The organism is Promicromonospora sp. NPDC060271 (assembly GCF_042726755.1).
In the GTDB taxonomy this organism is placed as follows: Bacteria; Actinomycetota; Actinomycetes; order Actinomycetales; family Cellulomonadaceae; genus Promicromonospora.
In genome coordinates this window covers 1-13,099 of record NZ_JBHXBG010000023.1, presented here as the reverse complement: position 1 = coordinate 13,099, position 13,099 = coordinate 1, and the positions used below count along the sequence as shown (strand labels likewise).

Sequence of the window (13,099 nt, the reverse complement as noted above, 5' to 3'; positions counted from 1 at the left end):
AATCACCCGGCCCCGACGGCGTCGATCACGATGGCCACACGTCCGGTCGCGGCGCGGGCGGCGAGGGCCGCCGCGTTGGAGGACGTGACCTGCACGTCGACGACCCTCTGCTCACCGACGGTGGTCTGGTTCGTCGAGATGACGGTGGCCGCGATCGCGAACGGTGCCCGGGCGGGCGGCTCGCCACCGGTCGCGGGCGTCTCGACCACGCGCACGCTGTCGCCGGCCTTCAGAGGCTGGGTGGGCATCTGGTTCGGGGCGAGTGCGATGCCCACGATGGACTGCCCGGCCGGTGGCTGGAGCTCGGTCGCGACGCTGTCGGCCGTCAGGAGCTGGCCGGCCTTGAGATCGGCCGTCGCTACCGTGCCGGTCGTCATCTCGTCGAGCTGGTCGGCGCGGACCGGCTTGAGCAGGGTCGACCCCGACCCTTCGGGCAGCTCGGCGACCCCGAGGTCCCCTGGCGTGATCGGGGCGCCGCGCGGTATGTCGCTCGTGACCGCCAGGACCTGGTAGGTCTGCCCGAGGGAGGTAGCCAGGTACACCGACCCGAGCACGCTCACCGCCACGAGCGCGAGCCCGAGCGCGATGAGTGCCGGACGGCGACGGGCGCGCGTCGGTTTGAGCGGCCCCGGGGGTGCGGGTCGCTGAGGTCTTGTCGCGGACCGGGCGTGCTGGTCCTGGTTCGCGACCTTCGTGCTACTGCTCACCGTGCCGTCTCCTCCGAGCCCGTCGGCGGAGTCCGCCTCGGGTTCCCCCGGTGCGGGACCCATCGAGGTTCCCATCCGTGCGCCTGTCTCCACCGTGCTCCCTGCCCCTGCTGGTCGAGGGCCTCCCGCGGGTGTCACGTGAGTGTCACCGCAGGTAATCCTCAACTACACGGGCGGACCCGGCAGGTTGAACGCTAATCAGCGTTCCAGGTGACCGCTAGGTCAAGGAGACTTCAAAGTTGTGGAGATGGCTTGAATATTGAGTGACCTTGAAACGATCTGCCGCTTACGGGTCGATACCACGACCGTGGTGTTGACTCGGCAGGTCCGGCCATGAGAAGAGGGTCCCCCACCACCTGGCATGCGCCAAAACGGGCCAGGGTGAACTTTCCGAAAAACCGAGAGGGCCCCGCTGGCGGTGGGGCCCTCTCGCGATGACATGAACTTCCGACAACCTCAGGGGCTTCACGCACCCCCCAGTGCTCAGCCCGTCGGCCGTCGTCGTCCCTCACCGTCCCGTTCGCCCGGCTGCCCCCCAGACAGACCACCGGACTGAACGGCTTCCGCCAGCCGTCGCACTGCGCGACTCGCCCGCTGGCGCAAGGCTGCGTGCGAGATGCCCAGCTCCTGGGCCACCCGCCGCTGATAGTTCCCGCGACCCGAGCCGAGCTCGGCGTACTCCGGGAGATCTGGGTCCGGCGCGTACAGCCGCGCCAGAAGTGCTGACTCGTCCCGCGTCAGGACGCTCTTGTCGAGGCCCCACGCGATGACGTCGAGGACCTCGCCGGTGGCACCCAGCGACATGCTCGCGAGCGAGTAGACGACGTCCGGCTCGGGCTCGGGCATCGCCGGCCGCTCGAGCACGGTCAGCGTGGTCGTGTCGGTAGGGATCTCCGCCACCCGGGGACCGCGGCTCGCTCGCCCGCCCTGTGCGTGCGGCGCCCGGTCACCGACGACGCGCGTGAGGGTGTGCCCCTGCAGCCGCATCGCGACCCGGCTGCTGCGCTCGAGGTCGTAGTGGGTGATCGCGTCCCACATGGCGGCGGCGGCCTCCTGCTCGAGGTCCTGCACGTCCGGGTAGTGGCGGCGGGACCGGCGCACGATGGTGCGGACCGCGGGGAGCATGCACTGCAGCACCGCACGGCCGGCGGCGAAGCTGCCGCCCGCGTGCTCGACGATGAGCGCGTACAGCACCCTGTCGGCGTCGTCGGGGGCGAGCTGCACGGTTCCACCCGTACGCAGTCCGGCGAGCTGCGGGAAACGTCCGACGAGACGCGCGATCTCCAACGCGAACGACCGCGTACGCACCAGGTCGGCCCAGTCGTGGTCGAGCTCGCGCATCAGCGTCCCGGCTGGTGCAGGTGTACGTGCGGGCATGGCGGTTCCCCCCTCCGATCAGCCCCGAGTCCATCCGGGGGGTGTTGCCCGCCACTGTTGCCCGCCCTGTCCGACCGTGTGTGACCTGCGTCACAGTCGGCCAAAACCCGGGCATCACCGATGTCACACGAACTGTCGACCTGCCATTTGTGCTGAGCAGACGCAAGAGACGTATTGGAGACGGAGAAACGGGAGAGGCGAGATGAGCAAGGACGAGCTCGACCAGGCGCCCGGCGCCGGACTCGGCAGCACCGACCTCGGCAGTGCGGGCGTCCGCAGTGCGGATCCCGATGCAGCGGACTTCGACCACACGTGGTCGCTGCTCCGTGACACCGCTGAGGTGCACGCAGCCCGCGGTGAGGTGGCACCCCTGGTGCGCGACCTCATCGCATCCCTCTCCGAGGACCCCCTCGGCGAGGAAGACACGACCGTCCGCCTGACCGAGGCGCTCGACAGCCCTCGAGTACGCAGCGCCCGCGAGGCTCGCGCGCGCATCCGGGCGGACCTGCAGAACGAGGTGCGGACGCGATGAGCTCGGTCCTCGTGCGCCGGCGCGGCAAGAAGGCGGCCAAGCCGGCCGAGCTTCCTGCCCCGGCAGACGGTGCTTCCAGCACCGGCTCACCCTGGGCCGGAGGGTCCGACCAGCCCGCGACTCCCCCGTCGTCGGGCGGCGGAGACGACGGCGGGAGCCCCCCTCCCCAGGTCGTCGAGTGGTCCAACGGGCCGGCCCTCGTGACCAAGGCCTGGGGCGCTGTGCTCGCGCTCGCGCTCCTGGCCGGGCCCGCGGCTCTGGCCTGGACCCTGCTGCGCCCCCAGCCCGCACCTGTGTCCACGGCTGCCGGTACGGCCAGCACCGCCGAGGAGGCCGCCGCGAACGAGCGTGCGATCGAGCTCGTGGAGACCTGGCTGCGGGCCGACAGCAACGACCAGCAGCTCCTTGCCTCCCTGACGAACGCCCCGGTCGGCTCTCTTCCCCAGACGGGCCTGACCATCCGCGACTCGTCGGTGGCACAGATCGAGCCGGCGGACGACGACGTGTGGTCCGTGACCGTCGGCGTCGACGTCGCGGAGCCGGCGCCCGGTTCCACACCCCCGCCCGCGGGCGACGGAGCCGAGGCCGGCGAGAAGACCGAGGTGCCGCTCGTGTGGGTGCGCCGCTACTTCCAGGTGCCGGTCCTCGTCGATCGCACGGACACCGAGTGGTCGGGCGCCAACCTGGCGGTGACGGCTCTCGCGCTGCCCGCACCCGTACCGGGGCCTGCCGCGGCCGCCGAGCCGCCGGACCTCGACTACCCGGAGACCATCTCCCCGACGTCCGCCGCGGGCCAGTCGGCCACCGGGTTCCTCGCGGCCATGATCGCCGGCGACGGCGAGATCACCCGTTATCTCCGCCCCGGCACGTCGATCTCCGCGATCACACCCGCCCCCTACACCGCGGTGACCGTGTCGGGTATCAAGGGCACGCACGAGGTCACGGACGACCCCGCCGACAACGACGGGACGCACGCCCTGATCACCGCCGAGCTCACGCGGCTCGACGGCAACAAGACCACCGCCCAGTACGTCCTCACGCTCGTCGCGCGGGACGGCCGCTGGGAGGTGGCCGGCCTCGAGCCGGCCGTCCGTATCAACACGACGCCATCCGGCACGATCGACTCCGGCACCGCCGGGAACTAGAAGGAGAGAACCATGATCAACGAGATTGTTATGGCCGGCGGTTTCCTCGACCTCATCACCGTCAAGTCCGAGGAGGTCAAGAGTGCTATCGAATCGGTGACCTTCGTGGTCGTCATCCTCATGGTCGTCATCACGGCGGTGAAGACCAAGATGTCGATCGCCGCGATCCTGATGTCCGCGATCGTCGGCGGCATCGTCCTGTGGCTGGTGAACGGAGGCATCAACGTGACCTCCGACCTCGCGAGGGACGAGTTCGACTCCGCTCCGGCGATCGTGAACACGCAGACGGTTCTCTGACGGTCGCTGGGCTGGGGCCGACGGGGCCACGCGTATGGGCAGGATGCTGAGGGCACGACACAGGGTTGGTCAGGTGGGCGCGTTCGCGCGCCCGGCTTTTGGTGAGGAGGGTGTCCGGTGACCGAGACCGCGAAGTTCTACACGAAGGCCCGACGCATCCCCATGCTGGTGGGGAAGCTACCCAGCGGCGGGCGCATCTGGGGCGGCCCGTACACGATCACCCAGGTGGGGGCGGGCGCCGTGGTGGCGTTCGCGCTGTGGCAGACCGCCCCGTTGTGGGCGCGGCTGGGCGGCTTGATGAACATAGTGGTCGCCGTCGGAGTGGTCGTGGGTGTCGTCTGGGCGACGGGCAAGCTCCCGAGCAGCGGACGCAACCCCGTCGCGTTCGTCATGGACGCGATGAACCTGACCACCAGCCCGGGGCGCTTGTCAGGAGGGCAGGTAGCCCTGCCCAAGCCGCGGCTGATCACCCACCGGGTGATGGTCGTGCTGCCCCGGCAGACCGGCGCCACGTCCCGTGCCGAGATGGCGGCCGGACAGCTCCGGCCGGCGGCCGGTGTGCGGGCCGGAGCAGTCGAGCCACAGCCCCCAGCCGTGGCCCGGCCGATCTCGACCGAGCTCCTGCCCGAGCTGACCGGGCCAGGGCCTTGGGCAGCGGCAGCGGCCGCGGCGGCCGCCGGGCGCAAGAACACCGACCTCACCGGCGTCGGGCAGCTGCTCGCCGGCAGACCGCAGGACACCGACCGCACGGCCCCCACCACCCCGCGAGAGGACTGAGCCCCCATGCTGAGCCACATCTCGGCCCTGACCGACGGCCTCATGTGGACCCGCACCGGGACCGTGTGGGCGGTCTGGCGCGTGTCACCCGTGCCGTACGCGTTTCAGCCCGACGACAAGAAGCACGCCGCGCGACGGCACCACACGGCGCTCTATCGCGCGCTGCGTGGTGAGTCACTGCACCTCGGCCTGACCGCCGCCACCGACCCGGCGTCGGTGGTGCTCTCCATGATCGAGGGCGTCGACCTGACCGAGCGCGAGGCGTGGGCCGCCGAGTGCGAGGCCACCCTCGACTTCCTCGAGCAGATCCCGATCGGACGGCGCGTCCACTGGATCGCCGCACCCCTGGCCAACCCAGGCGCGAAGGCGTTACTGGAACCGCTGCACGCGAGCTGGACCACGCTCCAGGACACGCTGATGATGCCGCGCTCCGTGCCCGGCAGGCACGCGGTGGGCGAACGAGCTGCGCAGGCGGAAGCGCTGCGCAAGGAGATGCCGTCCGCGTTCGACCCCCGGCCGGCGACCGTCGCCGAGATGGCCTGGATGTTCGGCCACGCGATGCAGCGTGGCCTGGGGCTGGACACCGCTGTGCCCGTCGACGGGTCCCTCGACGCCGAGATGCACCTTTCCGGCCCCTCGGTCCTGCCCTCCGCACTCGTCGACCCCGCCGGGCAGACCGACTCCGAGAAGAAGCTGGGCCCGCTGCAGATCCTGAAGCGGCCCTACGTCAAGGTCATCGACCCGACCAACCCGGAGCTCGCCTCGTACCAGACGACGCTCGTGGTGAGCGACACGCCGTCGGGCGGGATCGTGTACCCGGGCTGCGAGTGGATTGGGCGCGTGGACGAGTCGGGAGTGCCCTGCGACTGGGCGATCCGCATGACCGTGCGGTCCCGCGACGAGGTGACCAACCGCAACCGGCGCGCGGTGCGCACCCTGAACGACCAGTTCGACCAGCGCTCCGAGGAGGAACGCGCCGGGTCCTCCCTCGACACGACCGCACGCGCGCTCGGCGAGTACCAGGCGGTGATGGACGCGGACGAGCTCGAGGTAGAGGTCGACGCGACCACCATGTTCACGGTCTCCGGCCACACCCCGGAGCAGGCGCTCGACGACGCCCGCGACCTGACCAAGTACTTCGCGGCCATGCAGTTCTCGCTGCGCACCGACCCCACGATCCAGCCGACGCTGTTCGACGCCACCCTGCCCGGCATGCCGACGCCGCGGGCGGTACGGGAGTACTCGCAGATCACCACCGCACGGGCGTTCTCGGCGGCGGTCCCGTTCGCCACGACGGAGCTCGGGGACACCTCCGGCGCACTGTTCGCGCTCGAGATCTCGAACGGGGCCGCACGGCCCAACCCGGTCTTCGTGAACCTGGCGGGCGCGACCGACAAGCTCGACGTCGCGCTGGCGATGGGATTCGTCGGCGAGCTGGGCGCCGGCAAGTCGGTGAGCATGAAGACGGTGGCCATGGACAACGTCGACATGGGTGCGACGCTCATGGCCGTGGACCACACCGAGATGGGCGAGTGGGGTGTCGCCGTCTCGGAGATCCCTGGCTCCCAGGTGGTCGAGATCTCCGAGGACGCGACGGTCTCCATGGACCCGCTCCGGATCCTGCCACCCGCCCAGGCACCCCGTGTGGCCCGTGCCTTCATCACGGTGCTGCTGTCGGTGCAGACCAAGTCCGAGCAGAACGTGCTGCTGTCCAAGGTCCTCCAGACCGAGTACATGTGGCGGCACAAGATCACCTCGCTCGGCTCGCTCGCCCGGCACCTCGAGAACGACTGCGAGTACCCGGGCGCCCGTATGCTCGCCGACGAGATGCGGATCTTCTCCGAGCTCGACTTCGGCCGCGCCCTCTTCGACGACGCGCTGCCGCCGCTCGACCTCACCTCGCCGGCGATCGTGCTGCACACCCACAAGATGCAGCTCCCCTCGAAGGCCGACATGGAGCACGGTCACCTGTTCGCCGAGCTCAAGGCCGAGAAGGTGTTCGGCAGGGCCACGTTCGCGCTGATCGCCGCCCTGGCCAGGTACCGCTGCTTCGCCGACCGCTCCCGGCTCGACATCTTCGCCGCCGACGAGGCGTCCAAGACGATGTCCTCCCCCGAGGCGGCCGAGGAGATCGGCATGTTCATCCGGGACGGCCGCAAGCACAAGGCCGCCCTCCTGCTCGGCAGCCACGACGCGGAGGAGGACTTCGGCAACGAGGTGGTCCGCGGTCTGATCCCGTTCCGCGTGCTGCTGCGCCACCGGGACGCCAACCTCGCCCGGCGCGGCCTGCGCTGGCTCCACGGGTTGCCCGTCGGCGCCCCGGTGGACGAAGGACTGGTCAAGCTCATCACGGAGGGCACCGCCCCGGTGACCGACGCCGCCGTCGGCGTGACGGAGGAGCGGCGGGGCGAATGCCTCATCCGCGACTTCCAGGCCCGGTACGGCCGGGCCAAGGTCATGGCGCCACTGGTGGAGTCACGCGCACAGACCGTCAAGACCACACCGACGAGCTCCACGGGCGCGGTGATCGGGTCATGATCCGGCTGGCGCCGCTCGCGGCAGCGGCCGATCCAGGCGGTGGGCTGGACCTGGAGGACACCCAGGGCGTGAACATCGACCGGTTCATGCTCCAGTGGGACACGGGCTCGCCGTGGAACCCGCTGAACGTCGACTCCGAGATCTTCTCGACCCTCGCCGGCATGTTCTGGGTCTGGTACCGGGACATGGTCGCCGTGCAGATCTGGGTGCTCGACTGGGTGCTCGGCATGGACTGGCTCGGCTACATCCTGGCGCCGCTCGCGGGGCTGAGCATCATCATCCAGGGCATGATCGCGCAGATCGGCCTGCTCAACCTGATGCTGATCATCCTGGCGTTCGTCGTGGGCTTCTGGCTGCTCAAGGGCCGGTACGCGGGCGGGTTCATGGAGCTGCTGATCGGCTGCCTGATCGCCGCCCTCGCCACGGGGTTCCTCGCCAACCCGATGGCGACCATCGGCGGTGAGCAGGGCGTGATCATGCAGGCGCGGAACGCCGGCATGGACATAGCCACCGGTTTCGCGACGGAGGGTGCCTCGTTCGAGCGCGACTCCGTGGTGATCCGCGAGGGTCTCAAGGGTCAGCTCGTGGACACCCTGCTTCGCGCGCCGCACCAGATCATCAACTACGGCACGGTCATCGACGGCACGGGCTGCGAGGACACGTACACCGAGAACGTCGGCCGGGAGAACGCGGTCGAGGCGATCGGTGGCTGTGACGAGGCCTACCAGGAGGCGGCGTCCACCGTCGACGCCGGCACCGTCGTCTCGACCCTCAGCCTGCTCACCACCGGCTTCGTGTTCCTGCTGCTTTCCGTGGTGATCGTCGGCGGCACCATCTTCGCGGTGCTGCTGCTGGGCTGGTCGGCGATCAAGCTGCTGTGGCAGCTCCCCGTCGGCGTCATCTCCAGCGGCACGCGGGCCCAGCTCTTCCGCACGTTCGCGAGCGTGGCCTTCGGCGCTGTCCTGGTGGCCATGGCCACGATGTTCCTGGTCGCGTGGATGAGGATGCTGCTCGGCTTCTACGACGCCACGAGCGGCCTGCCGTTCCTGGTACGGCTGTACCTGTTCAACACGCTGGTCATCGCGGGCGCCGTCTTCTACGTGCTCATGGGCGCCAGCGTTCGGCAGGCCCTGCGGGGCCTCGCCGACAAGCTCGCGGCGGCCGGCGTCCCCTCCCAGGTGGGCGAGCCCGCCGCGATGCCGTGGGACGGCACCGCGAAGTGGCGCGACCGCTACAACAAGGCGAAGGAGTGGGCGGGCGTCGGCATCGGGCCCGCCCCGGTCAAGCCGAACGGCGACGGCGTCCAGATCGACGGCGACGGCGTCCAGGCCGCCGGCCCGTCCACCATGGACGGAACTCCTGGCGGCGGACCGGTCGGCAGCTCGGCGGGCGGTGGCGGGGGGACGTCGAACGGCGCGCCGGGCGACGACAACCGCACGGTCCCGATCCCCGTCGGCGCTGCCGGACAGCCGGTGGGGCCCGACGGCACCCCGGCCGACGGGGACGGCAGCGGCAACGCCTGGACCTCTGCCGCACGCACCGTCCAGGACGGATCACCCGACGGCGGCCGTGCCGGCACCGAACCGTTGCCCGACGGGACGAACGCCGGCGAGAAGCCGTCGAACGAGCCCAGCCCGCACCTGCCGCCGACGGCCGGCGAGCGCCTCAGCGACCGGCTGGGCAGCGCACGCCGCACGGGGACGTCGGTGGCGCTGCAGGCAGGGGCGATGGTCGCGAGCGGTGGCACGTCCGGCGCAGCCGTCGGCGCCTCCAAGGCGCTCAGCATGGTGCAGAGGGCCCGGCAGGCCAAGCAGGCGCTCGGCGCCGCGCGAGGTCTGGGCAAGAAGGGTGAGCGGTCGAAGAGCGCTGCCCGGCTGGCCCAGTCGTTCAACGCGGCACGTCAGGCTGGGGCGCCGCAGGCCGGCGGGCCGCAGCCGTCGGCGATCGTCCACAACCCCGGCCGCCGTCAGATGCGAGGGCTGGGCCGCTGATGAGACGTGTAGTCATCGGGGTGATCATCGTGGTCGCTCTCGCGATCGGGACCTGGATCGGCTGGCCGCGCGAAGGCGGCTTCGTCGACCCGACCGCGCAGGAGAGTGGCGGTGTCGTCACGCCAAGGGGGCAGGACGACTTCGCCGATCCCGAGGGTTCCTCCGAGAACGACACGGGCGACACGTCCGCCACCGAGGAGGTCGAGGGCGAGCCGGGTGCCGGCGAGCCTGCCGTCGAGGTGACCGCCGAACCGGAGTTCGACGAGACGGCACCCAGCGAGCCGGTCGAGGCGATCTGGGACGAGACCGTCCGGACGGCGGCGCGCGAGGCTGCGGTCGCGACGATCACCGCGTTCGCGGCGACCGACCAGGCCGCCGACGCCTGGTGGGCGGACCTGAAGCCGCTCCTCACTCCGCAGGCCCGACCCGTCTACCAGGACGTGGACCCGCGGCTCGTGCCGGTCACCGAGGTGACCGGCGACCCGGAGGTCACCGACGAGACGTCGACGCTGCTCGCCGAGGTCGCGGTACCGACGGACATCGGTCCCTACACGGTGCTCCTGACCCGAGCCGACGGCGCGGCCCCCTGGCTCGCCGAGCAGATCAGGCCGCCGGAGGGATCGTGAACGGGCAGGCCGCCACCGGGATCGCGACGCGTGCGGTGGCACAGGCGGTCCGGTCCGGAGGCGGCCGGCCCGGCAGAGGCAGGAAGAAGGACGACCCGACCAGGCGCGCGGTGCTGGTGCTGGCCGTGCTGGTCGCCGCCGTCATGGCGGTGCCTGCGGCGGTGATCGCGATGGTCGTGCTCGTGGGCGGCGCGGTGAGCGAGAACCAGTCGCAGAACGGCTGCAGCATGTCGGCCTCGGTCGTCCCCGCGGGCGGTCAGGCGACGTCGGCCGGGGGCTTCACGGGTGAGCAGCTGCAGAACGCGACGGTGATCCTGCAGGTGGGCCAGGAACGCGGGGTGCCGGCCCGCGCCCAGGCCATCGCGGTGATGACGGCGCTCGGCGAGTCCGGCATGCGCAACCTGAACTACGGCGACGACCGGTTCGGGGTGCGCAACCCCGACGGGACGCTCACGTCGTCGATCGGCATGTTCCAGGAGCAGAAGTGGTACGGGACCGTCGAGGAGCGCCTCGACCCCGTGCAGTCGTCGGGCCGGTTCTACGACCGCCTGCTGGCGGTCACCGGCTGGGAGACGCTGGAGCCGACGCTCGCCGCGCACAAGGCCCAGCGCAACGCCGACCCGTACCACTACCAGAAGTACTGGGACCAGGCGCTCCAGGTGATCCAGCTCGTCAGCGGGGCGGACGAGCAGGACCTCGAGGCGCTCTCCCGGTCCATCCAGGGTGCGGCGGCCGGTGCGCCCTGCATGTCCGGCTCGATCGGGCACGCCGCGGTAGGCGCCGGCGGCTGGGCCAACCCGGCAGTCGGCTCCAAGGCGTCGGGGTTCGGGCCGCGCAGCACGGGCATCGCCGGTGCGTCGACCTATCACCTGGGCCAGGACATCGCGGCGTCCTGCGGTACGCAGGTGTACGCGGCCGCGGCGGGACGCGTGGTGATCTCCGGGGCGACCGGCTGGGGCACCGGCAACACGATCCGCATCGAGCACGGCCTCGGCCTCGACTCGACCTACGGTCACCTGCTCACCGGTACCAACCTGGTGCGGGTCGGCGAGACGGTGCAGGCCGGGCAGCAGATCGCGTCGATGGGTGGCGACTCGCGCATCGACCCGGCGGGTGCGGGCACCTCGTCCGGCTGTCACCTCCACTACGAGGTGCGGGTCAACGGCCAGGCGGTGGACCCCGAGCCGTTCATGGCCGCGCAGGGCGTGACGCTGGGTGTCGCCGCACCGGTCACGGAGTCGGTGTCTCCCCGCGACACGACGGACTCCGGGGAGCCCGCGGACGCGGCCGGAGGCTGACGTCTCGGCGGTCGATCAGACAGCCACGGCCGGACCGATGATTTCTGCTGTCCGCAGACGTCGGTAGAAAAGAGGTCGCAATCATCGAAGGGAATACCCGACGATGTTCCGGCGTCGTTTAGACGTAGGTCGCGTGCAATGTCGCTCTCGATCTCGGCCCGCGCGCACCGTACCGAGAGGGCAAGCCTATGAGTACCGACATCATCAACACGTCCGACCACCTGAACGAACCACCTGCCACCGCGCCCGCCCCGGGCGAGGAGGTCGCACCAGCGCCCGCCGACAAGCTGGCTCCAGGCCACATCAGGGTCATCGCACTGCTCATGGCGAGCGCGTTCACCGTGATCCTGAACGAGACCACCATGGGCGTGGCCCTGCCGCTCGTCATGGAGGACCTCGGTATCACCGCGACCGTCGGCCAGTGGCTGACGACTGCGTTCCTGCTCACCATGGCGGTTGTCATCCCGGCGACGGGCTTCCTCATCAACCGGCTGGGCACGCGGTGGGCGTACCTGCTCGCGATGGCGCTGTTCAGCGCGGGAACGCTGATCGCGCTGGTGTCCACGTCATTCGGCATCCTCGTCACGGGGCGCGTGGTGCAGGCGACCGGAACCGCGATCATGATGCCGCTGCTCATGACGACGATCATGACGATCGTGCCACCGCACCTGCGCGGCCGGATCATGGGCAACATCACCCTGGTCATCGCACTGGCCCCGGCCATGGGTCCGACCGTGTCCGGGATCATCGCCGACGCCCTGGGCTGGCGGTACGTCTTCGCTGTCGTCCTGCCCATCGCCATCGCGGCACTCGTCGCGGGGCTGCTCTGGATCAAGGACGTGTCCGAGAAGGAACACCACCGGCTCGACCCGCTCTCCCTGCTCCTCGCGCTCGTCGCGTTCGGTGGCGTGGTGTGGGGCCTGTCCGAGCTCGGCGAGTCCGCACGCGGCGAGACAGCGGTCAACCCGTGGCTGCCGCTTGGTGTCGGCGTGCTGGTCCTCGGGGTGTTCGTGTGGCGCCAGCTCGCCCGGCAGCGCACCGACTCCGCTCTGCTCGACCTGCGCACCTTCCGCTCCAGGAACTTCTCGCTGTCGATCGGGATCATGGCGATCGCGATGCTGGCGATGCTGGGCACCATGGTCATGCTCCCGCTGGTGCTGCAGGACGCCCTCGGCTACACGCCCACCCAGTCCGGCCTGGTCATCCTGCCCGGCGGGCTGGCGATGGGCCTGTCCGGTCCCGTCGTCGGGCGTCTGTATGACAAGTACGGACCTCGGCCGGTCATGGTCCCTGGCCTGATCGCGGTGGTCATCGGTACGGGCATGCTGTCATTCATCAACCCGGCCATGCCCTGGTACCTGATCGTTGTCTCGCAGCTCCTGCTGATGCTCGGTCTGAGCTGCACGTTCACTCCGCTGTTCAGCGCGGCCATGGGTGAGCTCCAGCCGCACCTGTTCTCGCACGGCTCCGCGACGATCAACACGGTGCAGCAGGTGGCGGGCGCCGCCGGCACCGCACTCTTCGTCGCACTGCTCACCATCCGCTCCACGTCGCTGGCCGACGCCGGTGCGGGGACTGCCGAGGCCCTGACCGGCGGAGCCAGCCTCGCGTTCATCGTGGGCGCGAGCGTGCTGGTCGTCGCGGTCGGCCTTGCCCTGATGGTCAAGCGCCCGGAGTCGAACGGCGAGTTCCAGGGCGGGCACTGAGCTCGTACGTTGATGGCTCACGCGACTTCGGTCCGTTGGTGAGCGGCTCACGCGACTTCGGTCCGTTGCTTTGAGATCGGTCGGTTGATTGACCGATCTCAAAGC

The 13,099-nt window shown here is 70.5% G+C and carries 11 protein-coding genes; 9 read left to right on the top strand and 2 right to left on the bottom strand.

What is annotated here, in order from left to right; genetic code table 11:
- Positions 1-2 precede the first annotated feature (2 nt).
- Complete coding sequence (locus tag ACFWE2_RS06035; protein WP_377223305.1) at positions 3-707, bottom strand: hypothetical protein; 705 nt, start codon at positions 705-707, stop codon at positions 3-5.
- A gap of 483 nt (positions 708-1,190) precedes the next feature.
- Positions 1,191-2,084 carry a hypothetical protein gene (locus tag ACFWE2_RS06030; protein WP_377223304.1) on the bottom strand — a complete coding sequence of 298 codons (894 nt, stop codon included), beginning with the start codon at positions 2,082-2,084 and terminating at the stop codon, positions 1,191-1,193.
- Positions 2,085-2,286: 202 nt separating this feature from the next.
- On the opposite strand from ACFWE2_RS06030, the gene ACFWE2_RS06025 reads away from it, so the two are divergent.
- The 9 genes from ACFWE2_RS06025 (at position 2,287) to ACFWE2_RS05985 (ending at position 12,994) form a co-directional block, all read left to right on the top strand.
- Positions 2,287-2,616 (top strand): hypothetical protein, encoded by a 330-nt coding sequence (locus tag ACFWE2_RS06025; RefSeq protein ID WP_377223303.1) that lies wholly within the window; start codon positions 2,287-2,289, stop codon positions 2,614-2,616.
- On the top strand, positions 2,613-3,761 hold the full coding sequence (locus ACFWE2_RS06020) for a hypothetical protein (RefSeq protein WP_377223302.1): 1,149 nt from the start codon (positions 2,613-2,615) through the stop codon (positions 3,759-3,761). The genes ACFWE2_RS06025 and ACFWE2_RS06020 overlap by 4 nt, the downstream gene beginning before the upstream one ends.
- Before the next feature lie 12 nt (positions 3,762-3,773).
- On the top strand, positions 3,774-4,058 hold the full coding sequence (locus ACFWE2_RS06015; protein WP_377141671.1) for a hypothetical protein: 285 nt from the start codon (positions 3,774-3,776) through the stop codon (positions 4,056-4,058).
- Between the two features lie 117 nt (positions 4,059-4,175).
- Complete coding sequence (locus ACFWE2_RS06010; protein WP_377223301.1) at positions 4,176-4,835, top strand: hypothetical protein; 660 nt, start codon at positions 4,176-4,178, stop codon at positions 4,833-4,835.
- 6 nt (positions 4,836-4,841) lie between these two features.
- The gene (locus ACFWE2_RS06005; protein WP_377223300.1) at positions 4,842-7,373 is read left to right on the top strand and encodes an ATP-binding protein; all 2,532 of its coding nucleotides are present in this window, start codon (positions 4,842-4,844) and stop codon (positions 7,371-7,373) included.
- Positions 7,370-9,364, top strand: coding sequence for a hypothetical protein (locus ACFWE2_RS06000; RefSeq protein WP_377223299.1), 1,995 nt, complete (start codon positions 7,370-7,372; stop codon positions 9,362-9,364). Before ACFWE2_RS06005 ends, ACFWE2_RS06000 begins: the two co-directional genes overlap by 4 nt.
- A complete protein-coding gene (locus ACFWE2_RS05995; RefSeq protein WP_377223298.1) occupies positions 9,364-9,990 on the top strand; it encodes a hypothetical protein in 627 nt (208 codons plus the stop codon). Before ACFWE2_RS06000 ends, ACFWE2_RS05995 begins: the two co-directional genes overlap by 1 nt.
- Positions 9,987-11,288: a M23 family metallopeptidase gene (locus ACFWE2_RS05990; protein WP_377223297.1), complete on the top strand. Its 1,302-nt coding sequence runs from the start codon at positions 9,987-9,989 to the stop codon at positions 11,286-11,288. The genes ACFWE2_RS05995 and ACFWE2_RS05990 overlap by 4 nt, the downstream gene beginning before the upstream one ends.
- A gap of 188 nt (positions 11,289-11,476) precedes the next feature.
- Positions 11,477-12,994 (top strand): MDR family MFS transporter, encoded by a 1,518-nt coding sequence (locus tag ACFWE2_RS05985; RefSeq protein WP_377223296.1) that lies wholly within the window; start codon positions 11,477-11,479, stop codon positions 12,992-12,994.
- The last annotated feature ends 105 nt before the right edge of the window (positions 12,995-13,099 follow it).